Below are 25,650 nucleotides of genomic sequence, written 5' to 3' on the forward strand. Positions count from 1 at the left end.
CCGGGGTGCCGTCAGGCGCCGTCGTCGGCGAGACGGTGCCGGTTCGCCTCGATCCAGGCGTCCAGTGCCGCCGGGTCGTCCGGGTCGACCCCGTCGGCCATCAGCTGGGCCACCGCCGCGGTGGCCGGGCTGCGCCGCTCACCGGTCGAGTAGAGCCGGGCGAATTCCGGCACCATCTCCTCGATCGCCTCGTCGGTGCGCGTCGCGGCGGTCTCGGGCAACCCACGCTGGCGCGACGCGTACCGGGCCCAGGCGCGCAGCACGCGGGGCAGCATCGCCGCGTCGTCCATGTCCAGCACAGCCCGGCGATGCACCCAGTCGAGCAGGAAGAGCCCGGACACCGCGGGACTCCACCGCATGGGGTCGGCGTCCGGGAAGGTCGCCGAATGGTCCAGCAGCAGGCTCAGGCAGAAGTGCAGCGAGGCCAGCTCCGGGCCGTCGACGGCGTCCAGCCCGAACCGTGCGGCCTCCGGCGCGGCCAGGAACCGGCGGACCAGCTCGGTGCGTTCGGCGGCGGAGAGCGGCTCGACCTCGGCCAGGCTGGTCGGGGCGGCGGCGGTGGGCAGCAACGCCAGTCGGGCGCCCACCAGCGCCCGGTCGGTCGCCAGCGAGCCCTCGCCGGGCAGCTCGCCCAGGTCGTCGGTGACCGCGAGGTGGCGGGCCACCTCGCCACGGAGCTGGGCCGGGTCCTCGGTGCGGAACCAGGTCAGCTCGTCGTCCGCGCACATCTGGCGGACCTGGTCCAGGATCCGTTCGGCCGGCCCGCCGACGAAGATGTCCTTGGTTATCCCGATGTTGTGGTCGACCAGGGCCACCAGCGCGTGCTCGGGGCCGCCGGCCGCGTCGTCGTAGGCGAAGGTGGCGAGGTAGGACGTCTGGTCGCCGTACACGTCGCCGTAAGCCCAGCTGCCGGTGAGGTGCACCTGGCCGAGCTGGCCGGTCCAGGCCGGCGCCTGGCTGCCCGGGCGCACCCGTTCGGTGCCCTCGGCGTTGGGGACGAGCGCGGCGAAGACCTGCCGGATGGTGGTCGCCGCCGCGACCCGGCGGCGCGCGGTGGCGGCGAGGAACCCGGTGACGAACTCCCGTACCGCAGTGTCGCGGTCGGTCTCCGCGATCGCGTAGACGCTGCCCAGGAGGGCGCTGCCGAGCATCTCGGCGTCCAGCGCCGACTCGAGCTTGGTCACGTCGCGTGCGGCGTGCAGCACCGCGTCGTAGGGGGTCTGAGGCGTGGCCATGCTCCGACCCTACGCCGCTCTGGGGGTACGCAGAGCGGTAGCGAGCCCGTGCGGGGCGTCAGCGGCGGGCGGCGTCCCGCAGCGCGTCGCGCGCCTGCGCGTACGAGGCGAGCACGATCCGCACCGGGGCGAGCACGTACTCCTCGCCCACGCCGGCGACCTCGGCGGTCAGGCGCTGCTCGGCGCGGCCCCGCGCCCGCCGGGCCGCCCAGCGCACCACCGGTCGGGTCAGCGCGGCCACCAGCAGCCCGGCCAGCAGACCGCCGAGCAGCAGCAGGGTGGGCAGTGGCACCTCCCCGACCATCGGGTTGTCCAGTGCGGGCAGGCCGAGCGCCCGCAGCGCGTAGCCGAGCACCAGCCAGCCCAACCCGACAACGGCGGCCAGGGTGACCAACCACTGGACACCGCCAACGAACCGCCACCAGACGGGTCGACGGCCCACGCCGAGGTCGGTGCCGGCGATCGCCCGGTCCAGCGCGTCCGGCAGGTCACCGAGCCGGGAGCGGGCGGCGGAGGTGACCGCCGTCGGCCAGGCGGCCGGCAGGTCGGCGGCGGCCCGGTCGGCCACCGCGCGGATCGCCAGGCCGAGCGCCGAGCGCTGGGCGGCCGTCGGGTCCGGTACGGAGGTCGCCGCGACCAGGCTCTCCGCCGGGTCGGCCCGATCACCGGCCGGGCCGGGCAGGTGCAGCCGGCGCAGCGGGTCGGGCCGCAGCCGCCGCCAGCCCCGGACCACCGGCCAGCCGGTGGCCGCGCCAGCCCGGTGCCGGTACGCCTGCTCCACCGCCTCGGTCACCGCCGGCACGCCGGCCGCGCCGGCCAGCGCCCGGTTCAGCCCACCGACGGCCGTGTCGTCCGGGCCGCCCGCCGGTCGGGCCGAGCCGACCAGCTCGTCCAGTGCGGCGACCACCGTGTCGACGTCGCCGGCGAGCCGGCGCAGCGCCGCCTGCCGCTCGGCGACCGTCCGTTCGAGCGCGGTCCGCAGCCCGACCATCCCGGCCGGGTCGATGGCCGTGGTGGCCAGCAGTGGCACGCCGGTCAGCCCGTCCGCGTCGAGCAGTCGGCGCAGGTCGTCCAGCACCCGCGGCAGCTCGGCCGGGGGCAGCCGGTCGGCCTGGTTGAGCACGACCAGGGTGACGTCCCGGTGCCGGTGGAACTCGCGCAGGTAGCTGTCGTGGATCACCCGGTCGGCGTACTTCTGCGGGTCGACGACCCAGACCACCTGGTCGACCAGGCCGAGCAGCCGGTCCACCTCCAGCCGGTGGGACCGCTGCACCGAGTCGAAGTCGGGCAGGTCGAGCAGGATCAGCCCGTGCAGCGCCGTCTCGTCGTCCGCGTCCAGCGCGCTCTCCCGGACGAAGCGGTGCCGGGGCAGCACGCCGATCCAGTCGAGCAGCCGGTTGGCGCCCTCCAGCGCCCCCCACACGCAGGCGTGGGTGACGCCGGTCGTCGGGCGGCGGACCCCGACCGGTGAGAGCTCCAGCCGGGCCAGCGCGTTGAACAGGCTCGACTTGCCGCTGCCGGTGGCGCCGGCCAGAGCGACCACGGTGTGGTCCCGGGACAGCGCGAGCCGGGTGCCGGCCCGCTCCACCAGGGTGTGGGCGGGCACCAGCTCGGAGTCCGGCAGCAGGCCGTCCACCGCGGTCAGGAACCGGCGTACCGCGTCCAGGCGGGCGATCAGCGCGTCGGGGTCGATCCGCTGGTCCCCCCGGAACGCCTCACGTACCCGGCCGGCGATGTTGCTCACCGGGAGTCCTCCTCGTCGGCGGCCGGCTGTGTGTCGTCGCCGCCGGTCGCCAGGCCGCTGCGGTGTCGGGCCAGCTCGACCCGGCCGGCGGCCCGGCGCAGGCCGTCGCCGGCGTCCGCGGCGGGGCGGGCCTCGGCGGTGCGGGTCAGGAAGCGGTCGGCCTCCGCGTCGAGCAGGGTCCGCACCCGGTCCAGCAGGTCGGCACGGGCCTTGGCGGCGAGGGTACGCACCGCCTGGTCGCCGAAGATCGCCTGGAGAACGGCCTGGGCCGCGACGGTGGTGCCCGCTCCGGTGGCCACCTCCAGCCCGGTCGGGATGAACGCGGTGGAGGCGAACACGGCGATCATCACGGCGAGCCCGGTGGCGTTCACCGCGTACGCGGCCGTACGGGCCACGAACCGCTTGTCGCCGCCCTCGACCCGGACCAGCTCCAGCACGCCACGCTGCCAGTCCCGGACCATCCGCTCGGCGCGCTCGGGCAGGTCGTCACTGGGATGGGCGAGCGCCGGGTCGAGCAGCGCGGCCCCGGCCGGGTGCGCCTTCCACGCCGTGTGCGCGGACTCGGCAGCCTCGGAAGCCACCCCCCGCAGCAGTGTGACCAGCTGCGACTCGATGGCGTTGCGCAGCTCGGCGGCGGGCGCCGGCCGGCCGGTGACGGCGGCGACCACCCGATCCCGCAGCCGCCCGATCCGCGCCTCCAGAGTGCGGAACAGCTCCCCGGTGCCCACGAACTCCTGCCACCGGGCGAGCACCTCGCCGCGGAGCAGGCGGCCGTCCCGCAGCCCCTCCTCGACGGTCCGCTCGGCGCCCCGGTACGCGGCCCGGACCCGCTCGTCAAGCCCGTCGGCGGCGGCCACCTGCTCGTCGGCGGCGTCGGCCAACTCCTCGACGGCCGGGTGCAGCGCGGCGAGCGCCCCGTCCAGGGTCTGCCGGACCACAGCCGCCCGGGCGTCGGCGTCGGCGGCCAGCCGCGCGAACCAGTCGGCCAGGGGCGCGGTGACACCCTCGGGCAGCAGGCCCTGACCGTCGACCCAGGTCTCCGGCAGCACGAACAGTGGCGCCCGGCCGAGATCCTGCGCGGTGAGCATCTCGGCCAGGTGCGCGGCGATCTCGTCGGTGGCCTCCGCGGGCACCCGGTCCAGCACCATGGCGATCACCGCACCCCGGGCCCGGGCGCTGCGCAGCAGCTCCCACGGCACCGCGTCGGCGTACCGGGCGGCGGTGGTGACGAAGAGCCAGAGATCGGCGGCGGCGAGCAGCTGGCCGGCGAGCGCCCGGTTGGCGTCGACCACCGAGTCGATGTCCGGTGCGTCGAGGAAGGCCAGCCCGGCGGGCAGGGCCGGTGCGGTGACCAGGTGCAGGGCGCGTGGGTCCTCGCTGGGCTCGGTGGTGCGGGTGAGCCCGGGCAGCAGCTCACCCTGACGGAACCAGGCGGCGTCGGCCGGGTTGCAGACCAGCACCGGGGAGCGGGTGGTCGGCCGGAGCACGCCGGCAGCGCTCACCCGAGCCTTGACCAGGCTGTTGACCAGGGTCGACTTGCCCGCGCCGGTGGAACCGCCGACGACCACGAGCAGTGGCGCGTCGAGCCGGGAGAGCCGGGGCAGCAGGTAGTCGTCGAGCTGGTCGGTGAGGGTGGCGGCGGTGTGCCGGGCGGGGCCTGCGGAGGGCAGGGCGAGGGGATACCGGGTCGCGCCGATCGCTGCCCGGAGACCAGACAGCGCGCCGGGGAGGCTGTCGTCCCCGGTGGTGGCGGGCGGCTCCTCCGCGGCGTCCGGCGGGCCGGTGCGGGCTGCGACGGCGGGCGCGCCGGAACGGGTGGCGGAATCGCCGTGCGTCGTCACCGCTAAAGCGTGCCCGACCGATGCAAGAGAAGACAACCGGACGGTAATAACGGCTGGGTTGCGTCGGGTCGACTCAACCCAACTTGACGATTCGCCGAGGCGTGGCACTATTGAGTCAAGTTCACTCAACTTGTGGTGGGGCCCGCTGCGGGCGGCGCCCGCCAGGCAGCCCGCGGGCAGTGCCCGTCACCTGCACAACCTTACGAAGCGAGGAAGCGAAGATGGCACGTGCGGTCGGTATCGACCTCGGCACGACGAACTCCTGCGTCAGCGTTCTCGAGGGCGGTGAGCCCACCGTCATCGCCAACGCTGAGGGCTCGCGGACGACCCCGTCGATCGTCGCGTTCGCCCGCAACGGCGAGGTGCTCGTCGGTGAGGTCGCCAAGCGCCAGGCGGTGACCAACCCGGACCGGACGATCCGCTCGGTCAAGCGGGAGATCGGCACCAACTGGTCCGTCGACATCGACGGCAAGAAGTACACCCCGCAGGAGATCTCCGCCCGGACGCTGATGAAGCTCAAGCGGGACGCCGAGGCGTACCTGGGCGAGCAGATCACCGACGCGGTGATCACCGTCCCGGCGTACTTCAACGACGGCCAGCGCCAGTCGACCAAGGAGGCCGGTGAGATCGCCGGCTTCAACGTGCTGCGGATCGTCAACGAGCCGACCGCGGCGGCCCTGGCGTACGGGCTGGACAAGGGTTCCAAGGAGCAGACCGTCCTGGTCTTCGACCTTGGTGGCGGCACCTTCGACGTGTCGCTGCTGGAGCTGGCCGAGGGCGTCATCGAGGTCAAGTCGACCAGCGGTGACAACCACCTCGGCGGCGACGACTGGGACCAGCGGATCATCGACCACCTGGTCAAGACGTTCCGCGGCGAGCACGGCATCGACCTGGGCCAGGACAAGATGGCCCTCCAGCGGCTCCGCGAGGCCGCCGAGAAGGCCAAGATCGAGCTGTCCGCCGCCACCACCACCAACATCAACCTGCCGTACATCACCGCTGGCGCCGCCGGCCCGCTGCACCTCGACGTGACGCTCAGCCGGGCCGAGTTCCAGCGCATGACGCAGGACCTGCTGGACCGCTGCAAGGGTCCGTTCGAGCAGGCCGTGAAGGACGCCGGGATCAAGGTCTCCGACGTCGACCACGTGATCCTGGTCGGCGGCTCCACCCGGATGCCGGCCGTGACCGACCTGGTCAAGCAGCTCACCGGCCGCGACCCGAACAAGGGCGTCAACCCGGACGAGGTCGTCGCCGTCGGCGCCGCGCTCCAGGCCGGCGTGCTCAAGGGTGAGGTCAAGGACGTCCTGCTGCTCGACGTGACCCCGCTGAGCCTGGGCATCGAGACCAAGGGCGGCATCTTCACCAAGCTGATCGAGCGCAACACCACCATCCCGACCAAGCGCTCCGAGGTCTTCACCACGGCCGACGACAACCAGCCGTCGGTGCTGATCCAGGTGTTCCAGGGCGAGCGGGAGATCGCGTCCTACAACAAGAAGCTCGGCACCTTCGAGCTGACCGGCCTCCCGCCGGCGCCGCGCGGCGTGCCGCAGATCGAGGTCACCTTCGACATCGACGCCAACGGCATCGTCAACGTGCACGCCAAGGACCTGGGCACCGGCAAGGAACAGAAGATGACGATCACCGGTGGCTCCTCGCTGCCGAAGGACGACATCGAGCGGATGCGCCGGGACGCCGAGGAGCACGCGGAGGAGGACAAGCGCCGCCGCGACGACGCCGAGACCCGCAACGTGGCCGAGGCGCTCCAGTGGCAGACCGAGAAGTTCCTCGCCGAGAGCGGCGACAAGCTGCCCAGCGAGACCCGGGAGCAGCTCAACGAGGCGCTCGGCGAGCTGCGTGGCGCCCTCGGCGGGCAGGACATCGAGAAGATCAAGTCGGCGCACGAGCGGCTGGCGCAGGTCTCCCAGCAGGCCGGTTCGCTGCTCTACTCGCAGCAGGCCGAGCAGGGTCAGCAGCCGGGCGGCGAGGCCGGTCCGGGTGCGGCCGGGGCGACCGGCCCGCAGGCCGGTGCTGCCGGTGGCGCCGACGACGTGGTCGACGCGGAGATCGTGGACGAGGACGGCAAGAAGTGACCGTCGGCTTCCGACACGTATCCACTGCGAAGGGGATGAGGTAGCCGCATGACGCAGAAGCCACGAGCCGCCGACCCGGACGACACCGGGTCGGCGCCGGGTGGCTCCGCGCCCACCGAGCCGGCCACCGGCGACGGGGAGCGGGTCGTCATCCGCAACAACCGCAAGCTCAGCGACAACACGGAGCCCGAGGGCACCGCCGCTGACGCGGGCAGCGACGCAACGGCCGAGGGCCTGGTCGAGGACGCCGAGGTCGTGGTCGACGAGATCGAGATCGAGGGCACCCTGGTCGACGGGCCGGCGCCGTCCACGCCGCCGGTGGTGGACGCCCCGGCGCAGCCGGTCGACGGCGAAGGCACCGGCACCGGCACGCCGCTGGGTGCCGAGCTGGAGGCGCTCCGGGCGGAGCTGGACGAACGGACCCGGGACCTGCAGCGGGTGTCGGCGGAGTACGCCAACTACCGCAAGCGGGTGGACCGGGACCGCAGCCTGGTGCAGGAGCAGGCGACGGGTTCGGTGCTGGCCGCGCTGCTGCCGATCCTGGACGACCTGGACCGGGCTCGGGAACACGGCGACCTGGTTGGGCCGTTCGGAACGGTGGCGGAACAGCTCACCACCGCGCTGGGCAAGTTCGGCCTGAACGCCTTCGGCGAGCAGGGCGACCCGTTCGACCCGACCCGGCACGAGGCGGTCGCGCACCAGACCTCGGCCGAGGTCGGCGAGCCGACCTGCGTGCAGGTCATGCGGCGCGGCTACCAGCTCGGTGAGCGGCTGCTTCGCCCCGCGCTGGTAGCGGTCGCGGATCCGGAATAGTGCGAGACGGTGACCGGTCTGTCTCGCCCGCCGCGCTGCGGCGGGCGAGACGGCCGGGCCACGACGGTCGGAAGGGGGTGGACCGGTGAGTTCGAAGGACTGGCTCGAGAAGGACTTCTACGCCGTGCTCGGCGTGGACAAGGCCGCCTCCGCGGATGACATCAAGAAGGCGTACCGCAAGTTGGCCCGGGAGTCGCACCCGGACCACAACCCGGGCGACCCGAAGGCCGAGGAGCGGTTCAAGGCCGTTTCCGAGGCGTACAACGTGCTCTCGGACAGCGGTCGCCGCCGGGAGTACGACGAGATGCGCTCGCTGTTCGGCTCGGGCGCGTTCCGGCGTAACGCCCGGGGAGGGGGCCAGCCGGGCGGGATGCCGTTCGACGTCTCCGACATGTTCGGTGGCGGGGCCGGAGGTGGTGACCGTCGCTTCGGCGGCGCCGGCTTCCAGGACCTGTTCAGCTCGATCTTCTCCGGCGGCACTGCCGGGGGGCAGGCCGCGCCGCGCGGCCCGGCCCGCGGCCGGGACGTGGAGGCCGAGGTGGCGCTGGACTTCGGCGACGCGGTGCGGGGCGTGACCCTGCCGCTGACGCTGCGCGCCCCGGGCGTCTGCGACACCTGCCACGGCAACGGTGCCAAGCCCGGCACCCAGCCCCGCACCTGCCCGGCCTGCCACGGCGCGGGGGTGACCACCCGCAACCAGGGGTCGTTCAGCTTCTCCGAGCCGTGCCGCACCTGCCAGGGCGTCGGCACGGTGGTCGAGGAGAAGTGCCCGGAGTGCCACGGCAGCGGTGGGGTCACCAAGACCCGCACGCTGAACGTGCGCTTCCCGGCCGGGGTGGCCGACGGCCAGAAGATCCGGCTGGCCGGGCGGGGCGAGCCGGGTGAGCGCGGTGGCCCGGCCGGTGACCTGTTCGTGCACGTCAAGGTCCGGCCGGATGAGCTGTTCGGTCGTACCGGAGACGACCTGACGCTGACCGTGCCGGTCACCTTCGCGGAGGCCGTGTTCGGCACGGACCTGCGGGTGCCGACGCTCGACGGCGCGGTGACGCTGCGGGTCCCGCCGGGTACGCCGAGCGGGCGGGTGCTGCGGGCCCGGGGCAAGGGTGTGGTCCGCCGCGACGGCCAGGCCGGCGACCTGCTGGTCACGCTGGACGTGGTGGTGCCGGCCCGGTTGTCGGACGAGGCCCGGACGGCGCTGGAGGCGTTCGCCGAGCAGAGCCCGCCGGCGGCCAGGGAACATCTCGACGCGCGGGTGCGTCGAGTCAGTTAGCCGGTGGATGGACGCGGAGGTGAGCGGGATGTCGGGCGAGTTCCTCGGTTCGGGTGACCCTGCCTACGAGGCCAAGGTGCTGATGATCTCGGTGGCGGCACGGATGGCGGGGATGCACCCGCAGACCCTCCGCCAGTACGACCGGCTGGGGCTCGTGCAGCCCGGCCGGGCTGCCGGCGGCGGTCGCCGCTACAGCGTCCGCGACGTGGTGCTGCTGCGCGAGGTGCAGCGGCTCAGCCAGGACGACGGGATCAACCTCGCCGGCGTGAAGCGGATCATCGGGCTGGAGCGGTTGCTGGAGCAGGCGCAGCAGCGGGTGGCCCGGCTGGAGGCGGAACTGGACGCCGCGTACCGCAGGGTTGCCGAGCTGGAGTCGCTCGCCCGCTTCCCGGGCCGCGACCTGGTGCCGACCAACCGCACGTCCACCGCCCTGGTGGTCTGGCGGCCCCGCCGCACGCCCGACCGCTGACCTGCCGCTCACCAGGCTTTCCTCGGCCCGGCCCGCACCGGATTCTCCGGCGCCGGCCGGGCCGTTTCCATTAGCCTGTCGATAAGGGTTCTATCGGCTGAATTCGGACCTACCGGCATGGCAAAGGGGAGCGATGGCGGAGCCGGCGAAGGAGATGGCCCAGCAGACGGAGAACCGGCTGGAGGACCTGGCCGACACCGTCCGCGAGAAGTTCGACAAGGTGACCGAGGGAAGCTTCCGGGACCGGATCACCGAGGGGCGGTTCTCCGACCAGGTCGACCACGGCGTCGACCAGGCCCGGGCGGAAACCCAGCGGAAGCAGGACTGACCGGTGACCGACGTGCGGGCCGGGACCCACGGGGGGTCCCGGCCCGTTCGCCGTCCATGAGTGCGGGCCGGGACGCGGAGGCGGCGTCAGCCGAGGCGGCGGTTCTCGCGGACCAGGCCGCCTTCGCACCAGTCCCGGTAGACGAAGAGATCCGGTCGGGCCAGCAGGACGCGGCCGTTGTGCGCCCAGATCTTCATCAGGTCGTCGCCGTCGCGCTCGGCCTGCTCGACCAGCTTGCGGAAGCGGCGCTTGGGATGGGCGCGGAAGTTCGTCCGGATGCCGTCGGCCGCGTAGATGTAGAGGCAGTGCAGCGCGAAGCGGCGGGCCGGGCAGGTCGGGTCCATCGCCAACTCGAAGAGTGTGAGTATGAGCCGGTCACCGGAGACCAGCAGGTCCCAGTCCGGTGGCATGGAAGCCAACGGCACCGAATCGGGCTGGTACGCCCAAGCTCGCAACTCCGCCGGAGTCGGATCGACGGGGTTGGCGAAGCCGTGGAACGTCGACTCCTGCACGCTCACCGGCCAACCTTCCGCTTTCGCCCGCGCTGGCACTGGCCACCGCGGACCCTGGCTGCTGCGGCGAAACGGTATCCCGCCGCCGGTTGCTGCGGTAGTCCCCGTGAGGAGCAATTCAGCAACCGTTGGCCTGGCCGGGTCGACCGGATGGTCGGGCGGATCGGCCGCCGCCGCTGCCGTACCCCTGAGGGCTCTCGGCAGCGGCGACGACGCGTCAGTCGCGGACCGGAACGGCCTCCCGCCGCTGGGCCGCCGCGCGGGTGCGCAGCCACCGCTTGAACCACGGGAAGTCGGGCAGTCGGGCCAGCATCGGCCCGGTCACCACGGTGATCAGGACGTACGCCGTGGCCAGCGCGGCCAACCGCGGCTCGACGCTGCCGGCGGCCACCGCGAGCCCGGCGATGACGATGGAGAACTCTCCACGGGGTACGAGCGCCAGGCCGGCCCGCCATCGACCGGGTTCGGCGATGCCGACCCGACGAGCCGCGAGGTAACCGGTGAACGTCTTCGTTGCCATGGTGACCACGGCCAACGCGAGCGCCGGCAGCAGCACCGGTGGGATGTCCCGTGGGTCGGTGACCAGCCCGAAGAACACGAAGAACACGGCGGCGAACAGGTCCCGCAGCGGGGAGAGCAACTCGGTGGCGTGGTGCGCCACCGGCCCGGAGAGCGCGATGCCGACCAGGAACGCGCCGACCGCCGCCGACACCTGGAGCTTCGCCGCGAGGCCGGCGATCAGCAGGGTCAGACCGAGTACGCCGAGCAGCAGCGCCTCCGGGTCCTTCGCGGAGAGGGCGGACGAGATCAGGTGGCCGTACCGGATGGCGACCACCAGCACGAGCAGCACCGTGCCCACCGCGACGGCGAGTGCGATGCCGCCACCGAGCAGGCCCGTGCCGGCCAGCACCGCGGTCACCAGCGGCAGGTAGAGCGCCATCGCCAGGTCCTCGATCACGAGGACCGAGAGGATCACCGGGGTTTCCCGGTTACCGAGTCGGCCCAGGTCGGCGAGGACCTTGGCGATCACCCCGGAGGAGGAGACCCAGGTGATGCCGCCGAGCACCAGGGCGGCCACCCAGTCCCAGCCGAGCAGCAGGGCGAACGCCGCACCGGGCAGCGCGTTGAGCACCGCGTCGATCAGGCCGGCGGGGGCTGCCGAGCGGAGGTTGCCGACCAACTCGTTGGCCGAGTACTCCAGACCCAGCATCACCAGCAGCAGGATGACGCCGATCTCGGCGCCGACCGCGAAGAACTCCTCGCTGGCGTTGAGCGGGAGCAGCCCGCCGTGCCCGAACGCGAGCCCGGCGAGCAGGTAGAGGGGAATGGGCGAGAGACCTACGCGGCGACTGAGCCGGCCGAGGACACCGAGCAGCAGCAGCAGCGCGCCGACTTCGACGAGCAGTGTTGTCGATTCGTGCATCCGCCTCAGCCGTCCGGGTCACTGTCGGCGAGAATGGCGGACACGCCGTCGAGACCCTTGCGGGTCCCGACCACGACCACCACGTCACCGGCCGCGAAGCGGAAGGTGGGAAGCGGCGAGACGATCACCTCGCCGTCGCGCAGCACCGCCACGATGGAGGCGCTGGTGCGGGTACGCGCCTTAGTGTCACCGAGCTGCCGGTTGACGTACCTCGACCCGGCCGGGATGGCGATCTGCTCGGTGAGCAGACCGGCGGCCTGCTCGCGCAGCCCGGACAACTGGCCGAGCATCAGCGACGCGCCGAGGATGTCGGCCAGGGCCTCCGCCTCGTCGTCGGTCAGCGGGATGTCCGCCTGGCAGGAGTCGGGATCGTCGGGGTCGTAGAAGACGAGATCCCGGCGGCCATTGCGGTGGGAGACCACGCCCAGGCGGCGGCCGGACTCCGTCACCAGATCGTGGCGTACCCCGATCCCGGGTAGGGCGGTCTGCTCGACACGTACTCGCACCCCGCCAAGGCTACCGCTTCATGAACCGGTCGTAGATCTTGGTCGAATTCCGCCCCACCAGGGGCAGTTTCGCTCCAAGATCTAGGACTTCTCGCTGACGTATGTGCCCTTGCCCTGGTGACCCTCGATCAGGCCCTCGGCTTGCAGGATCAGCAGGGCAGAACGGACCGGCTCGGCGGACACGCCATAGTGCGCGATCATCTCGCGCAACGAGGGCAGCTTGTCACCGGGCGCGTATTCGCCCGAACTGATCTTGTCGCGAATGTCCTGCGCTATGCGTTGGCGGTCCGAAACTCGGGGCATGGGGCACTCCTGGTAGGCCCCAAGATCTTCCCATGCGGGCGGCTGGTCGGCCAACACTTCGCGTGCTAAGCATGGTCACTGATTGCCTTACAATGCTTTGCATTGTATGTTGTCCGTGCGGGCGCTTGGGAGTGGAAAGCCTGGTAGGCAGCCGGCCTCTCGGCCTGGTCGTCCGCGCCGCGCTGGCACGGCCGGGCGCTCCGCCCGGGTGAACGGCCGTGCCAGCGATCCGCGTCCGCGAGGAGGAGCCACCGCTCATGTCTTACCTGGTGCAGCGGCTGTGACCGGGCGGTTTGTCATTCATCTGCCGGTCGCCGCGTCCGACCTGGCTCGCGCCAAGATCCTGGCCCGGACCGCAGGCCGGTCGCTGGCCTTCCTCGCCCGGATCGACCTCGGCGGGATCACCGTGTCCACCGAGGACGATCAGGGGATACGGCACTGGGTCTTCTGCGACCGACGGCTGGACAGTGGCCGCCGCTGCGTGCTGCGCGCTGACCACGAGACCCCCTGCACCGCCCGCCTGCCCCGGCGAACCGGCCAGTAATGGCCGCGGATGACCCGTTCGTCGAGATGATCGACTCGGTTTCGGCGATGTCGCTGGGTCCCGGCAGTCCGGACGCCCCGACTTCCCGGAAGCGGAGTGGATTTACCACTCGTGTGCGCCTCGGGTGCCTGGTCATGGGTCTGTGGGGCGTCCTTTGCTCTGCTTCAACAGGCGCAACATCCCGGCGTCCGGATGTCGGACGTGGTGTGTTGCGTGGGTTGAAGCAGAGCAAAGGACGCCGCGCAGGTTGTCCCTTACGGAGCCCGACGCCCGGGGCCCGACGCCCGGGGCCCGACGCCCGACGCCGAAGCCCTGGATGCGCTGATGCCCACCCCCGCAGAGCGGGGCGGGCACCGGAGCGCGCGATGGTCAGCGCAGGCTGGCGAAGAACCCGCGGATGTCGGCGACCAGCACGTCGGTGGCCTGGTGGGCGGCGTAGTGGCCGCCGACGTCGCCCCGGCCCTGGACGTCCGTGTCGTACGCCGTCCATCGGACGATGTTCGCGTGGTCCCGTTCGGCGAAGCGGCGGATCGACTGGAAGTCGCCCGGGAACATGGCCAGCGCGGTCGGTGCGGTGGTCGGCGCGGCCGGCGGCTCGCCGGCGTGCGCGTCCTCCCAGTAGAACCGGATCGCCGAGGCGGCCGTGCCGGTGAACCAGTAGAGCGCCACGTTGGCCAGGATGAAGTCGGCGTCCAGGCTCTCGTCGAAGAGCTGGGTGTTCCAGGCCAGCAGCCCGACCGGCGAGTCGGCCAGACCGAACGCGAGGGTCTGCGGCTGCTGGCTGTGCACCTGGTTGAACGAGAACTTGTTCTCGTAGAACCACTGGAGGTGCGTGAGCGCCGCCTGGTCCGCCTCGGAGAGGCCGGCGAACTCGGCCGGGTCGCCCGACGGGAACGAGAAGAGCTGGGTGACGTGCACGCCGAGCACGTGCTCCGGATCCGTCCGGCCCAGCTCCGGCGCGACCATCGAACCGGCGTCGTTGCCGACGGCGCCGTAGCTGTCGTACCCCAGTCGGTTCATCAGCTCCGCCCAGGCGCGGGCGGTGCGGTACCGGTTCCAGCCGGCGCTGCGGGTCGGGCCGGAGAACCCGAAGCCGGGCAGCGACGGGATGACCAGGTGGAAGGCCGGCGCGTGCGCGTCGGTCGGCTCGGTGAGCGGGGCGATCACGTCCAGGTACTCCAGCACCGAGCCGGGCCAGCCGTGGGTGAGCACCAGCGGGGTGGCGTCCGGCCGGGACGACCGGACGTGCAGGAAGTGGATCTGCTCGCCGTCGATCTCGGTGCGGAACTGCGGGTACGCGTTCAGCCGGGCCTCGACGGCGCGCCAGTCGAACCCGTCCCGCCACCGGTCGGCGAGGGCGCGGACCCGGTCGGTGCCCATCCCGTAGGCGTCGCCGACGCCGGGCAGCTCGGCGGGCCAGAGCGTGCGGCCCAACCGGGCGGCCAGGTCGTCGAGGGCGGTCTGCGGGATCTCGACGCGGAACGGGCGGATCGCGGTGCCGGTCATCTCGGGACTCCTTCGGAACGGAATGTTTCGTTCTGCAATCACAGTAGCAGACCGGAACGATCCGTTCCACTGTTAGGCTGACGTCATGTCGACCTCCCCCGGAAAGACGGACGCCCCGCTGGCCGGCCGCCGCGCCCAGGCCGCCCGCAACGACGAGGTGATCCTCGAAGCCGCCCGCGCGGTCTTCCTCGACGACCCGAAGGCTCCGATCGCCGCCGTCGCCGAACGCGCCGGCGTCGGCATCAGCGCCCTCTATCGGCGGTACGCGGGCAAGGAGGACCTGCTGCGTCAGCTCTGCCACGACGGGCTGCGCCGATACGTCGCCGAGGCCGAGGCCGCCCTCGCTCAGCGGGACGACTGGGCCGCGTTCGCCGGGTTCCTGGCCCGGGTGGTCGACGCCGACGTGCACTCGCTGACCGTCCACCTGGCTGGCACCTTCACCCCGACCGAGGAGATGGGCCGGGACGCGGTGCGTGCCAACGAGCTGGCCACGGCGTTGTTCGAACGGGCCCGGGCCAGCGGGCGGCTGCGCCCCGACGTGGTCGTGCAGGATCTGGGGCTGCTGCTGGAGGCGTGCGCCGCGGTGCGCGTACCCGATGCGGAGCGCACCGGGCAGCTGCGCCGCCGGCAGCTCGCGGTGCTGCTGGCCGGCCTGTCGACGGCGCCGGACACCGACCCGCTGCCCGGTCCGCCCCCGGCGGCCGGAGAGTTCGACTGGCGGTGGCGGCGTCGAGAGTGATGGGCGTCACAGCGCTAGGGTTGAGCGGAATACGCTCAACTCTGGTTGTGTCCAACCCAGTGGACAACGCCGATCCGGGGGAGCCCATGAACACCGAACGCCTCACCACCAAGAGCCGCGAGACCATCACCGGTGCCGTCGCGCTGGCGAACCAGCGCGGCCACGCCACCGTGGAGCCCTGGCACCTGCTGCTGTCACTGCTGGACACCGACGGCTCGACCGCCGCCGGCCTGCTGCGCGCCGTCGGGGCCGACCCCGCCGAGCTGCGCCGGGCCGCCCAGCGCGCGGTCGACGCCCTGCCGGCGGCGCGGGGCTCCAGCATCGCCGAGCCCACGCTGGCCCGCGAGTTCGTCAACGCCATCGGCGCCGCCGAGCAGATCGCCCGGCCGCTGGGCGACGAGTACACCTCCACCGAGCACCTGCTCGCCGGCCTGGCCCGGGTGGGCGGTGCGGTGTCCGGCGCGCTGACGTCGGCCGGCGCCACCGAGGAGACCCTGGTCGCCGCCTTCCCGAGCGTCCGGGGTGGGGATCGGCGGGTCACCACGGCCGACCCGGAGCAGACCTACCAGGCCCTGGCCAAGTACGGCGTCGACCTGACCGCCAGCGCCCGCGACGGCAAGATCGACCCGGTGATCGGCCGTGACTCGGAGATCCGTCGGGTGATTCAGGTGCTGTCCCGGCGTACCAAGAACAACCCGGTGCTGATTGGCGAGCCCGGCGTCGGCAAGACCGCGATCGTCGAGGGGCTGGCCCAGCGGATCGTGGCCGGCGACGTGCCCGAGTCGCTGCGCGACAAGAAGCTGGTCTCTCTGGACCTCGGCGCGATGGTCGCCGGCGCCCAGTACCGCGGCCAGTTCGAGGAGCGGCTGAAGTCCGTGCTGGAGGAGATCAAGAACTCCAACGGGCAGGTCATCACGTTCCTCGACGAGCTGCACACCGTCGTCGGCGCCGGCAAGGGCGAGGGCTCGATGGACGCCGGCAACATGCTCAAGCCGATGCTCGCCCGCGGTGAGCTGCGGATGGTCGGCGCCACGACGCTGGACGAGTACCGCGAGCACATCGAGAAGGACCCGGCGCTGGAGCGCCGCTTCCAGCCGGTGCTGGTCGGCGAGCCCACCATCGAGGACACCATCGGCATCCTGCGCGGGCTCAAGGAACGCTACGAGGTGCACCACGGCGTCCGGATCACCGACGCCGCGCTGGTCGCCGCCGCCTCGCTGTCGGACCGCTACATCACCGACCGGTTCCTGCCGGACAAGGCGATCGACCTGGTCGACGAGTCCGCGTCCCGGCTCCGGATGGAGATCGACTCCCGGCCGGTCGAGGTGGACGAGATCGAGCGGGCGGTCCGCCGGCTGGAGATCGAGGAGATGGCGCTGGCCAAGGAGCCGGACGCCGCCTCCGCCGAGCGGCTGGTGCGGCTGCGCAAGGAGTTGGCGGACAAGCGCGAGCAGCTCACCGTGCTCTCCGAGCGCTGGCAGACGGAGAAGAGCCACATCACCAAGCTCTCCACCGCCAAGGAGGAGCTGGAGCGCCTGGGCGGCGAGGCCGAGCGGGCCGAGCGCGACGGTGAGCTGGAGCGTGCCGCCGAGCTGCGCTACGGCCGGATCCCCGCGCTCAAGGTCGAGCTGAAGCAGGCCGAGGAGGAGCTGGCCCAGCTCCAGGCCGAAGGCGCGATGCTCAAGGAGGAGGTCGGCGCCGACGACATCGCCGCGGTTGTCGCCTCCTGGACCGGCATCCCGGCCGGCCGGCTGCTGGAGGGCGAGACGGCCAAGCTGCTCCGGATGGAGGAGTCGCTGGGCGGCCGGGTCGTCGGCCAGGCCGAGGCGGTGGCCGCGGTCTCCGACGCGGTGCGCCGGGCACGGGCCGGCGTCGCCGACCCGGACCGCCCGACCGGCAGCTTCCTCTTCCTCGGTCCGACCGGTGTCGGCAAGACGGAGCTGGCCAAGGCGCTCGCCGAGTTCCTCTTCGACGACGAGCGGGCGATGGTCCGTATCGACATGAGCGAGTACGGCGAGAAGCACTCGGTGGCCCGCCTGGTCGGTGCCCCGCCCGGCTACGTCGGCTACGAGGAGGGCGGCCAGCTCACCGAGGCGGTGCGCCGCCGGCCGTACTCGGTGATCCTGCTGGACGAGGTGGAGAAGGCCCACCCGGACGTCTTCGACGTGCTGCTCCAGGTGCTCGACGACGGTCGGCTCACCGACGGTCAGGGCCGCACGGTGGACTTCCGCAACGCGATCCTGATCCTCACCTCCAACCTCGGGTCGTCGGTGATCGGCGACCTGACGCTGGCCGAGGAGCAGCGCCGGGAGGGCGTCCTCGCCGTGGTCCGGTCGCACTTCAAGCCGGAGTTCCTCAACCGGCTGGACGACATCGTGGTCTTCGCCTCGCTGCGGGGCGACGATCTGCGCTCCATCGTGGACATCCAGTTGGACCGGATGCGGCGCCGGCTGGCCGACCGCCGGCTCGGCCTGGAGATCACCGACGCCGCCCGCGGCTGGCTCGCCGAGCACGGCTACGACCCGATCTACGGCGCCCGCCCGCTGCGTCGCCTCGTCCAGACGGCGATCGGCGACCAGTTGGCCAAGGCCCTCCTGTCCGGGACGATCCGCGACGGCGACACCGTCAAGGTCGACCTGGCCACCCCCACCAACACCCTGACGGTAACCCCGGCCTAATCCACCCCTCCGGGGCCCCGCCCAGCCTCCGTGATCAAGAGGTTTGCGTCATCGAGACCTCATTTTCATGACGCAAACCTCTTGATCAACAGGGTGGAGTGGGGGTGGGCGGGGAAAGGATGGGGGCATGTTCGGGATCGGGAAGAAGTGGGAACGGGAACTGGGCGCGGCCGTCGACGAGTTGGTGGTGGCCGACACGCTCGCCTTTGGTGGCGTCGGCTTCGCCGGCACGCTGTTGCCGGTGACCGAGGCGTACCAGCGGGTCGAGGCCGCCCTCGACGACCACCCCGAGGAGGTGCGCCGGCAGCTCGACCGGGTGCTGGCCGAGGGCTCACCCGCCGGCCGGGCGTACGCGGCGACGCTGCTGGAGCGGATCGACCCGGTGGCGGCCCGGACGGTCTGGACGTCGCTGCGGGACGACCCGACCGAGTTCAGCACCTTCGTCGGCTGCGTGATGGGGCGCTCCACCCTCGGTGAATACGCCACCCGTCGACTCGCCGCAGCCTGATCCACCCGATCTGTCCACAGTGCAGATGACCACGCGCGGCGACTTCCCGGCCGCCGTCAGTAGCTGAGCTTTCCGTCACGACGAGAGTCGCGCCGGTGTCGGTGGTTGTTACCGTCTGCGCCGACGTACCTGGGGAGGTGGTCGGTGGACCTGTCGGTGGCGTACCTGGTGGCGGCTGTGGCCGTACTCGTGGTGGCCGTGCTCGTGATCGTCGTGCGGGCCCGGCGGCGGGCGGGGACCCGGCCCGGCGGCGCGCTGCCCACCGGCGGGCCGGCGCGCGGCCGCATGGCGGAGTCGCCGCGCGGCGGCCCGCACCGCCTGGCCCCGGGCGACCGCGTGCGGATCCGCGAGCGGGAGTACGCCGTGAGCGGCACGATCCGCCTGGTCGAGGGGGACTGGAGCTGGGTGCAGCACCTGCTCAACGACGCCTCCGGCGCCAGCCACCGGCTGTCCGTGGAGGACGGCCCCGACCTGGAGTTGGTGCTCTGGACCGCCGAACCGGGCGCGACCGTCACCCCGGGCGCCCCGACCATCGACCTCGACGGACGGCGCTACACGTGGTCCGAGACCGGGCAGGCGCGCTACACCGCCACCGGGGAGACCGGGCTGCCGGCGGCCGGGACGATGCGCTACCACGACTACGAGTCCGGCGGCGGCGCGCGGCTCTCCTTCGAGGCGTACGGCGAGGAGGGCTGGCGGGTCGCCCGTGGCGACCTGCTCGACCCCGCCGAGTTGACGATCCGACCCGCCGCCGAAGAACGCTGAGCCACACGCGGCGGGCGCGCCGGGGTCGTCACGGCATGCCAGAGTGGCCAGTTGTCGATACGGTGTGGGCGCGATCTTAGGGAAGGAGAATCGTGGTCGATTCCCAGAGCACGCCGGCCCGCCAGCGGCCATCCATCGTGACGATTTCCAGCTACCTGCTCTTCCTGTTCCTGGCGTGCCAGGTGATCAGTCTGATCCTCACCCTCGCCACCATCGGCAAGACCCGTGACGTGCTCCGCGAGGCGTACGAGGGCAGTTCCGCCGACGGCGCCGAGCAGGTGGCGGACTTCTTCTTCGCCTTCGGCATCGGCAGCAGCATCCTTCTGCTGCTGCTCGCGGTCGCCCTGGCCGTGCTGGCCCTGTTCAACAACCAGGGCCGCAACGGCGCCCGGATCACCACCTGGATCGTCGGCGGCATCATGGTCTGCTGCACGGGTGGCACCCTGCTCAGCGGGGCCGCCGGCAGCTTCACCACCGGCGGGGACACCGGCGGCGACATGCCGAGCGGCGAGGAGATCCAGCGCCGGCTGGACGAGGCGCTGCCCTCCTGGATCACCCCGGTCAGCATCCTGCTCGGCGTGATCAGCCTGATCGCGCTGCTCGCGGCGCTGATCCTGCTGGCGCTCCCGAAGGCCAACGAGTTCTTCCGCAAGCCCACCGCGGGCTGGGAGCCACCGACCCCGGGCGCCAGCTACCCGGGTTACCCGCAGGCGCCGGGCCAGCCGGGTTACCCGCAGGCCCCCGGTCAGCCGGGCTACCCGTCCACCGGGGAGCCGGGCTACCCGTCGACGCCGGGCCAGACGCCGGGGTCGGAGCCGGGTTACCCGCCGCCGCCCGGTCCCGCGCCCTCGTCGGGCCCGACCGGCACGGACCGGCCGGACGACAGTCCGCCGGCCGACCGCCCCGGGCCGACCCCGCCGTCGACGAGTTGACCGCTCGATAACGACGACGCCGACGATCCCTCCGAGTAGGTTGCAACCCGACGCCTACCGGAGGGATTCGTCGTGTCGTACCCGGAATCGGCACCGGCCCGCCGGCCCGCCGTGGTCCTGCTGGCCACGGCCGTGCTGCTGGTGATGGCGGTCGCCGCACTCGCGTACACCGTTGTCGACCTGGCGGTGCTCGGTCGCACGGTCGACGTGTTCCGCTCCGCCGCCCGCGACACCTCGGCGACTCCGCAGCAGATCGATGATGTGGTGACCCTGCTGCGCGCGTCCGCGGCGGCGTCGGCGGTGGTGGCCGCGCTCTCCGCGCTGCTGCTCGCCGGCCTGGCCCTCGGGCTGCTGGCCGGTCGTGGCGGGGTCCGGGTGGCCACCTGGGTGGTCTGCGGGCTCGGCCTGCTCGCCGGCTGTTGCAGCGTGGCGGTGCTCATCGGCGAACGGGCCGCGCCGCTGCGTCTGGGTGGCGGTGAGCGGGCCACCGCCGAGTTGCTGGGCCTGATCGGTGACGCGTACCCGTCGTGGTGGATCCCGCTCAACGCGGGGCTTTCCGTTGGACAGGGCCTCGGTTACCTTGTGGTAGCTACGCTGCTGGCCCTGCCCGCGGCGAACGCCTGGTTCGGTCGGCACCGCCCCCCGGCACCGACCGTGCCGTCCGCTCCGCCCGGGTTCCCGCCCGCCCCGCACCAGCCCCCGCCGGCGCAGACCGCGCCCCCGTACCCGCCCAGGTGAGGACCGCCCGTGACGCTCGACCCCGCGACCGCCGAGCGACGGGCTCTGATCACCGGTGCCACCGCCGGCATCGGCGCTGCGTTCACCCGTCGGCTGGCCGCCGACGGCTGGCACCTGGTGCTGGTCGCGCGCGACGCGGACCGGTTGGCCGAGCTGGCCGCCGAGCTGGGTTCCCGACACGGCCGCGAGGTGGAGACGATATCGGCGGATCTGTCCACGGACGACGGCTGCGTCGTGGTGGAGCAGCGGCTCACCAACGGTGGTCCGGTGCACCTGCTGGTCAACAACGCCGGCATCAGTCTGAACAAACCGTTCCTGCGCTCCTCTGCGGAAGATGAGGCGCGGCTGCTGCGGCTCAACGTGCACGCGGTCATGCGGTTGACCCTGGCTGCGCTGAGGCCGATGACCGAACGGCGCGATGGGGCAGTGATAAATGTCTCTTCGGTTGCCGGATTCGGCGCGGTGATGCCTGGCTCCACCTACTCGGCCAGCAAGGCGTGGGTCACCAATTTCAGCGAGTCCGTCGGCCAGTCGGCGCGCCCGTTCGGCGTCCGGGTGATGGCCCTCTGCCCCGGCTACACCCGAACGGAGTTCCATCAGCGGGCCGGCATCAACATGTCGAAGACCCCGGAGTGGATGTGGCTGCGGGCCGAGGATGTGGTCGACGAAGCCTTGCGTGACCTGGGAAAAGGCAAGTTGGTCAGCATTCCGGCGTGGAAGTACAAGGTGGCCGTCGCCGGCCTGCGACACGCGCCGCGCAGACTGCTCCAGGCGGTCGCCCGGGACACCCGAGGTCGGATCGGCCGCGACGAGCGCTGAGCCTCCACGGGCCGTCGATCGGCCGGCGCCACTGCCGCGACGTTGGCTCGCCGCCACCAGACCGATCGCTGAGCGTAGTCGAACATCGCCAGCCATCTGTCCCCCAGCGGGCTGATCAGGGTGGACCCCACACACGGCGTTCAGACTTGCGCAGTAACCTCTATCGCCATGGGGGACCACGACGACCTGCGTAAATTCATTACCGACCTGGCTGTGGTCCACGGACGGGTCGTGCTCTCCTCGGGGCGCGAGGCGGACTGGTACGTCGATCTGCGTCGCGTCACGCTCCATCACCAGGCCGCTCCATCGGTCGGCCGGGTGCTGCTCGACCTCACCGCCGACTGGGAGTACGACGCCGTCGGCGGGCTCACCCTGGGCGCGGACCCCGTCGCGCTCTCGATGCTGCACGCCGCTGCTCCGACCGGTCGGGCCCTGGACGCTTTTGTGGTGCGCAAGGCGGGTAAGGCCCACGGTCTGCAACGGCGAATCGAGGGACCGGAGGTGGCCGGCCGCCGAGTCTTGGCGGTGGAGGATACGTCCACAACAGGCGGAAGTGTGTTGACCGCGGTCGAGGCGCTTCGTGAGGCCGGAGCCGACGTCGTTGGCGTGGCGGTTATTGTTGATCGAGGCGCCGGCGACGCGGTGCGAGCCGCCGGATTGCCGTACCGGGCGGCCTATACGTTGGCTGACCTCGGCCTTGTGGCGTAAAAGTTTGCCGATTCGGATCTGCTGATATGCAGGCGGATCGATGCTGCTGGTGGAAGGATGGAATACGTGGGAACTGCGTTGGCCGAAATGACTATGCCTCAGATCTCGCCGCTTGCCGGTGAGCCGATCGAACGTGCCGATGCCGAGCGTCTCGCGGGGGTCCTCAAGGCCCTCGCCGATCCTGCTCGGTTGCGGCTGCTCAGCCTGATCCAGTCGGCCCCTGAGGGCGAGGCGTGCGTCTGTGACCTGACGGCGCCGCTCGGCCTCTCTCAGCCGACGGTCAGTCACCACCTGCGTATCCTCACCGAGGCCGGCTTGCTGGAGCGGGAGAAGCGCGGTGTCTGGGCGTACTACCGGCTGGTCCCGAGTGCGATCGCGACGATCGCCGACCTGCTGACCCCGCCGCGTAAGCGGGCCACCAAGAAGGCCCGCTGAAGCAGGCGCCGCACACCGTCCCGCTCCGGGATGGTGTTCGGTGGCGAGCCAGGGGTGGCGCCACCGCTCGATGACGCCTGCTCGTCCCCGGCCGCACCGCCGGAGGCCGGGTCCGACATGCCGACGGCCGACCCCCTCACCAGGGGGCCGGCCGTCGTCGTACCCGAGGGTCAGCGCTCCTGGCCGTGCTCCGGACGCTGGCGGCCGTGCGGGTGCTCGTCGTGGTCGAACGTCTCGCGGACCGCTTCGACCGCCCCGACGGCGCTCGCCGCCGCGACCACCGCGACCGCCTCGCCACGCTTACGGGCCCGCCGGTCGCGCAGGAACTCGAAGAAGATCGGCAGCACCGAGATCACGATGATGAGGGCCACCACCGGCAGGATGTAGTGGTCGATCTTGTCCCCGATGGCCTGGTAGATCTGCTCTGCCAGCAGGTAGCCGATCAGCAGGATGCCGTCCACCCAGAGCACCGCGCCGACGATGTTCCAGAGCAGGAACTGCCGGGCCGGCATGCCGAGCGCGCCGGCGACCGGGTTGAGGAACGTCCGGACGATCGGGATGAAGCGGGCCAGCACCACGGCCTTCGCCGGGCCGAACTTCTGGAAGTAGTACTCCGCCTTCTCCACGTACTCCTTCTTGAAGAGCCGGGAGTTGGGCCGCTCGAACATCCGCCGGCCGTACCGCGCGCCGAGCCAGTGCCCCAGCTGGGCGCCGACGATCGCGCAGATCGGACCGCCGATCAGCAGGCCGACCAGGGAGAGCCGGGTGCCGTCGCCGAAGATGGCGTCCGCCACGGGCGAGGCGGCGACCCCGGCGAGGAACAGCAGCGAGTCGCCGGGGAAGAAGAAGCCCACCAGCAGGCCGGTCTCGGCGAAGAGGATCACCCAGACGCCGATCAGCCCGAAGGTCTGCAACAGCTCCTTGGGATCGAGCGGGTTCAGGGCGACGCTCTCCGCGAGCGTGCGGGTCTTCTCAGCTGTGTCCACGGCCACAAAGGGTACCGAAGTCCGGGTCCCGTGCCGCGCCGGACCGGCCCCCACCACCCGCCGGCGCAATCCCCAGGGCCAGGGTGGCCGCAACGACGGTGCCCCGCCGACCGGGATGGTCGGCGGGGCACCGGTGGTGCGGGGTGGATCAGGCGACGAAGCGGGTCCGGCGGCGCTTGGCCACCAGGTAGCCGCCGACGCCAGCGGCGAGCAGCAGCGCGCCGATGCCGGCGATCAGGCCGGTGGACTGGCCGGTGATCGGCAGCGCGCCACCGTCGTCACCGCCCTGGCCGCCGGTGCCGTTGTCGCCGTCACCGTCACCGGGGTTGTCGCCGCCCACGGTGGTCGGGTTGATCACGATCTTGGCGGTGTCGTTCTTGCTGTTCGGGTCGCCGGCCAGGCGTGCGGCGACGGCTCCCGAGGCGTCCGGAACGACCGTGTCGATCCGCAGACCGAACTCGTACGGGTTCTCGAAGTCCTTCGGGGTCTCGGTGATCTGGCAGCCGTACTCCTTGGCGCCCGGCTCACCCCAGTTGCCGTTCCACTGGTCCCACTCGTCGTCCGTGGTGTACGGCTGGCATTCGCCGGAGACCTCCACCGCGGTGGTGCCCTCCGGGACCGTGACCCGGAACACCGGGCGGTCCTGGTACTCGAGCAGGGCCGGGCCGAGGTTCGTGACGGACGGCCGCACCTGGACGACGTCGCCCTTCTTGCCGCTGGCCGTGGCGCCCTTGACGCTGAGGTCAGCCGGGTTGTCGCCGGTCACCTTCACCGAGATGTCGGTGTAGTTGTTCATCATGTCGGGGTCGGTCTGCCGCGTCAGTGACTGCGCGGCGGGCTGCTCCACCAGGCGCAGCTTCTCGCCGGTGCCCGGCTTGCCGTCCTGCGGCCAGTCGACGCTGGTCAGCTCCCAGTCGTCCTTGGTCCACCAGACGCTCGTCGCGAGCAGGTCCGCACCCGTCCGAACGTCCTTGTTGAGCTGGAAGGGCAGATCGGCGGAGAGGCGGTAGCTCTTGCCCGCCTCCAGGTCCTCGTCGAAGGTGCAGAGCACCCCCGCGTACTCGGACGGCCGGCAGTTCGAGTAGTTGCCGGCGTACTCGACCAGGTAGTCGCCGTTCATCAGCAGGACCGCGCCCTGGCTGGTCGTCTCGCTGCCGTTGCGGACGGTCGCCGGCATGGCCACCTTGCTGCCCGGCGCGCCGCTGACGCTGGCCTCCGGAACGGTCTGGAGGTCGACGGCCTCGGCGACGGTGACGGTGGAGGTCGTCGTGACCGTCTTGCCACCGGAGGTCATCGCGAACTTGAGCTGACCCTTCTGACCCGGCTTGGCCTCGTGCTTGCCGCTCACGTAGATGCCGAGCCAGGGACCGTCGTCCTCAGCGAAATCGGTCTCGCAGTGCACGACCTGGCCCGAGGTCTCGCACGCCCAGCCCCAGCCCTCACCGGGCTGCTCCAGGACGGCGAAGTCGGAGATGCCGGAGAAGTCGAGGTCGAACGTGGTGTGGCCGAACTGGTGCGGCTGCTCCCAGTTGGTCGGCTCGGCGTAGACGTACGCGAAGCCCGAGTGGTCCGGGGCGACCAGGATGTCCTGGGCGACGACCTCGAACGGGTCTTCGGCGGCGACGGCCGGACTGGCGGAGGCGGCGACGAACGCGCCTGCCACGCCCAGTCCGGCGAGCCAGCGCCGGGTGGAATGCTTGAGCATTACCGGGTTCCTCCCGAAGAGTTGGGCAGATGAGGCGGGGCCCGCCACCGCGT

Annotated in this window: 25 protein-coding genes; 15 read left to right on the top strand and 10 right to left on the bottom strand. The window is 72.0% G+C overall.

The window, feature by feature from the left end; genetic code table 11:
• Nucleotides 1-11 precede the first annotated feature (11 nt).
• The 3 genes from AB0K07_RS01595 to AB0K07_RS01605 are packed head-to-tail and all read right to left on the bottom strand — an operon-like array spanning nt 12 to nt 4,820.
• Nucleotides 12-1,235 (bottom strand): hypothetical protein, encoded by a 1,224-nt coding sequence (locus AB0K07_RS01595; RefSeq protein WP_363750140.1) that lies wholly within the window; start codon nt 1,233-1,235, stop codon nt 12-14.
• A 58-nt stretch (nt 1,236-1,293) separates the two neighbouring features.
• Nucleotides 1,294-2,979: a GTPase gene (locus AB0K07_RS01600; RefSeq protein ID WP_363750141.1), complete on the bottom strand. Its 1,686-nt coding sequence runs from the start codon at nt 2,977-2,979 to the stop codon at nt 1,294-1,296.
• Nucleotides 2,976-4,820 carry a GTPase domain-containing protein gene (locus AB0K07_RS01605; RefSeq protein ID WP_363750143.1) on the bottom strand — a complete coding sequence of 615 codons (1,845 nt, stop codon included), beginning with the start codon at nt 4,818-4,820 and terminating at the stop codon, nt 2,976-2,978. Before AB0K07_RS01605 ends, AB0K07_RS01600 begins: the two co-directional genes overlap by 4 nt.
• A gap of 221 nt (nt 4,821-5,041) precedes the next feature.
• On the opposite strand from AB0K07_RS01605, the gene dnaK reads away from it, so the two are divergent.
• From dnaK to AB0K07_RS01630, 5 genes are all read left to right on the top strand, one after another.
• Nucleotides 5,042-6,910: a molecular chaperone DnaK gene (dnaK, locus tag AB0K07_RS01610; protein ID WP_363750145.1), complete on the top strand. Its 1,869-nt coding sequence runs from the start codon at nt 5,042-5,044 to the stop codon at nt 6,908-6,910.
• 48 nt (nt 6,911-6,958) lie between these two features.
• Complete coding sequence (grpE, locus tag AB0K07_RS01615) at nt 6,959-7,723, top strand: nucleotide exchange factor GrpE (protein ID WP_363750147.1); 765 nt, start codon at nt 6,959-6,961, stop codon at nt 7,721-7,723.
• Nucleotides 7,724-7,808: 85 nt separating this feature from the next.
• A complete protein-coding gene (gene dnaJ, locus AB0K07_RS01620; protein WP_363750149.1) occupies nt 7,809-8,993 on the top strand; it encodes a molecular chaperone DnaJ in 1,185 nt (394 codons plus the stop codon).
• Between the two features lie 28 nt (nt 8,994-9,021).
• A complete protein-coding gene (locus AB0K07_RS01625; protein WP_030332087.1) occupies nt 9,022-9,462 on the top strand; it encodes a helix-turn-helix transcriptional regulator in 441 nt (146 codons plus the stop codon).
• Between the two features lie 133 nt (nt 9,463-9,595).
• The gene (locus AB0K07_RS01630) at nt 9,596-9,790 is read left to right on the top strand and encodes a hypothetical protein (RefSeq protein ID WP_363750151.1); all 195 of its coding nucleotides are present in this window, start codon (nt 9,596-9,598) and stop codon (nt 9,788-9,790) included.
• 86 nt (nt 9,791-9,876) lie between these two features.
• Here AB0K07_RS01630 and AB0K07_RS01635 read toward each other — a convergent pair whose 3' ends face one another.
• The 4 genes from AB0K07_RS01635 to AB0K07_RS01650 form a co-directional block, all read right to left on the bottom strand.
• Nucleotides 9,877-10,308, bottom strand: coding sequence for a hypothetical protein (locus AB0K07_RS01635; RefSeq protein WP_363750153.1), 432 nt, complete (start codon nt 10,306-10,308; stop codon nt 9,877-9,879).
• 211 nt (nt 10,309-10,519) lie between these two features.
• Nucleotides 10,520-11,725, bottom strand: a complete 1,206-nt coding sequence (locus tag AB0K07_RS01640; protein ID WP_363750155.1) for a cation:proton antiporter — start codon at nt 11,723-11,725, stop codon at nt 10,520-10,522.
• Between the two features lie 5 nt (nt 11,726-11,730).
• Entirely contained in the window at nt 11,731-12,231 is a 501-nt protein-coding gene (locus AB0K07_RS01645) for a TrkA C-terminal domain-containing protein (protein WP_363750157.1), read from the bottom strand.
• Between the two features lie 81 nt (nt 12,232-12,312).
• Nucleotides 12,313-12,534 (bottom strand): winged helix-turn-helix domain-containing protein, encoded by a 222-nt coding sequence (locus tag AB0K07_RS01650; protein ID WP_363750158.1) that lies wholly within the window; start codon nt 12,532-12,534, stop codon nt 12,313-12,315.
• Nucleotides 12,535-12,814: 280 nt separating this feature from the next.
• Between AB0K07_RS01650 and AB0K07_RS01655 the strand changes: the two genes are divergently transcribed.
• Nucleotides 12,815-13,078, top strand: coding sequence for a hypothetical protein (locus AB0K07_RS01655; protein ID WP_363750160.1), 264 nt, complete (start codon nt 12,815-12,817; stop codon nt 13,076-13,078).
• A gap of 369 nt (nt 13,079-13,447) precedes the next feature.
• On the opposite strand, the gene AB0K07_RS01660 is transcribed toward AB0K07_RS01655, so the two are convergent.
• Nucleotides 13,448-14,584: an epoxide hydrolase gene (locus AB0K07_RS01660; protein ID WP_363750162.1), complete on the bottom strand. Its 1,137-nt coding sequence runs from the start codon at nt 14,582-14,584 to the stop codon at nt 13,448-13,450.
• Nucleotides 14,585-14,669: 85 nt separating this feature from the next.
• Here AB0K07_RS01660 and AB0K07_RS01665 point away from each other — a divergent pair, with 85 nt between their 5' ends.
• The 9 genes from AB0K07_RS01665 (at nt 14,670) to AB0K07_RS01705 (ending at nt 22,906) form a co-directional block, all read left to right on the top strand.
• Nucleotides 14,670-15,323 carry a helix-turn-helix domain-containing protein gene (locus tag AB0K07_RS01665; RefSeq protein WP_363750164.1) on the top strand — a complete coding sequence of 218 codons (654 nt, stop codon included), beginning with the start codon at nt 14,670-14,672 and terminating at the stop codon, nt 15,321-15,323.
• 86 nt (nt 15,324-15,409) lie between these two features.
• Complete coding sequence (clpB, locus tag AB0K07_RS01670) at nt 15,410-18,001, top strand: ATP-dependent chaperone ClpB (RefSeq protein WP_363751378.1); 2,592 nt, start codon at nt 15,410-15,412, stop codon at nt 17,999-18,001.
• A 127-nt stretch (nt 18,002-18,128) separates the two neighbouring features.
• Nucleotides 18,129-18,509 (top strand): hypothetical protein, encoded by a 381-nt coding sequence (locus AB0K07_RS01675; protein WP_363750166.1) that lies wholly within the window; start codon nt 18,129-18,131, stop codon nt 18,507-18,509.
• Between the two features lie 144 nt (nt 18,510-18,653).
• Nucleotides 18,654-19,274 carry a DUF4178 domain-containing protein gene (locus AB0K07_RS01680; protein WP_363750168.1) on the top strand — a complete coding sequence of 207 codons (621 nt, stop codon included), beginning with the start codon at nt 18,654-18,656 and terminating at the stop codon, nt 19,272-19,274.
• A gap of 92 nt (nt 19,275-19,366) precedes the next feature.
• Complete coding sequence (locus AB0K07_RS01685; protein ID WP_363750170.1) at nt 19,367-20,206, top strand: hypothetical protein; 840 nt, start codon at nt 19,367-19,369, stop codon at nt 20,204-20,206.
• A gap of 72 nt (nt 20,207-20,278) precedes the next feature.
• Entirely contained in the window at nt 20,279-20,944 is a 666-nt protein-coding gene (locus AB0K07_RS01690; RefSeq protein WP_363750172.1) for a hypothetical protein, read from the top strand.
• Between the two features lie 9 nt (nt 20,945-20,953).
• Nucleotides 20,954-21,763, top strand: coding sequence for an SDR family oxidoreductase (locus AB0K07_RS01695; protein ID WP_363750174.1), 810 nt, complete (start codon nt 20,954-20,956; stop codon nt 21,761-21,763).
• Between the two features lie 168 nt (nt 21,764-21,931).
• Nucleotides 21,932-22,471 (top strand): orotate phosphoribosyltransferase, encoded by a 540-nt coding sequence (pyrE, locus tag AB0K07_RS01700; RefSeq protein ID WP_363750176.1) that lies wholly within the window; start codon nt 21,932-21,934, stop codon nt 22,469-22,471.
• Nucleotides 22,472-22,528: 57 nt separating this feature from the next.
• Nucleotides 22,529-22,906, top strand: a complete 378-nt coding sequence (locus AB0K07_RS01705) for a metalloregulator ArsR/SmtB family transcription factor (RefSeq protein ID WP_007454255.1) — start codon at nt 22,529-22,531, stop codon at nt 22,904-22,906.
• 170 nt (nt 22,907-23,076) lie between these two features.
• On the opposite strand, the gene AB0K07_RS01710 is transcribed toward AB0K07_RS01705, so the two are convergent.
• Nucleotides 23,077-23,898 carry a DedA family protein gene (locus AB0K07_RS01710; protein ID WP_363750178.1) on the bottom strand — a complete coding sequence of 274 codons (822 nt, stop codon included), beginning with the start codon at nt 23,896-23,898 and terminating at the stop codon, nt 23,077-23,079.
• Nucleotides 23,899-24,040: 142 nt separating this feature from the next.
• Nucleotides 24,041-25,597, bottom strand: coding sequence for an LPXTG cell wall anchor domain-containing protein (locus AB0K07_RS01715; RefSeq protein ID WP_363750180.1), 1,557 nt, complete (start codon nt 25,595-25,597; stop codon nt 24,041-24,043).
• Nucleotides 25,598-25,650: the final 53 nt, after the last annotated feature.

It is taken from the genome of Micromonospora sp. NPDC049301 (genome assembly GCF_040678715.1).
Classification (GTDB): domain Bacteria; phylum Actinomycetota; class Actinomycetes; order Mycobacteriales; family Micromonosporaceae; genus Micromonospora.

Excerpts from the sequence above, each read along its gene's own strand:
- AB0K07_RS01595 (WP_363750140.1), bottom strand. The coding sequence starts at position 1,235 with ATGGCCACGCCTCAGACCCCCTACGACGCGGTGCTGCACGCCGCACGC.
- dnaK (WP_363750145.1), top strand. The coding sequence starts at position 5,042 with ATGGCACGTGCGGTCGGTATCGACCTCGGCACGACGAACTCCTGCGTC.
- grpE (WP_363750147.1), top strand. The coding sequence starts at position 6,959 with ATGACGCAGAAGCCACGAGCCGCCGACCCGGACGACACCGGGTCGGCG.
- AB0K07_RS01625 (WP_030332087.1), top strand. The coding sequence starts at position 9,022 with ATGTCGGGCGAGTTCCTCGGTTCGGGTGACCCTGCCTACGAGGCCAAG.
- AB0K07_RS01630 (WP_363750151.1), top strand. The coding sequence starts at position 9,596 with ATGGCGGAGCCGGCGAAGGAGATGGCCCAGCAGACGGAGAACCGGCTG.
- AB0K07_RS01640 (WP_363750155.1), bottom strand. The coding sequence starts at position 11,725 with ATGCACGAATCGACAACACTGCTCGTCGAAGTCGGCGCGCTGCTGCTG.
- AB0K07_RS01650 (WP_363750158.1), bottom strand. The coding sequence starts at position 12,534 with ATGCCCCGAGTTTCGGACCGCCAACGCATAGCGCAGGACATTCGCGAC.
- AB0K07_RS01660 (WP_363750162.1), bottom strand. The coding sequence starts at position 14,584 with ATGACCGGCACCGCGATCCGCCCGTTCCGCGTCGAGATCCCGCAGACC.
- AB0K07_RS01665 (WP_363750164.1), top strand. The coding sequence starts at position 14,670 with ATGTCGACCTCCCCCGGAAAGACGGACGCCCCGCTGGCCGGCCGCCGC.
- clpB (WP_363751378.1), top strand. The coding sequence starts at position 15,410 with ATGAACACCGAACGCCTCACCACCAAGAGCCGCGAGACCATCACCGGT.
- AB0K07_RS01675 (WP_363750166.1), top strand. The coding sequence starts at position 18,129 with ATGTTCGGGATCGGGAAGAAGTGGGAACGGGAACTGGGCGCGGCCGTC.
- pyrE (WP_363750176.1), top strand. The coding sequence starts at position 21,932 with ATGGGGGACCACGACGACCTGCGTAAATTCATTACCGACCTGGCTGTG.
- AB0K07_RS01705 (WP_007454255.1), top strand. The coding sequence starts at position 22,529 with ATGGAATACGTGGGAACTGCGTTGGCCGAAATGACTATGCCTCAGATC.
- AB0K07_RS01715 (WP_363750180.1), bottom strand. The coding sequence starts at position 25,597 with ATGCTCAAGCATTCCACCCGGCGCTGGCTCGCCGGACTGGGCGTGGCA.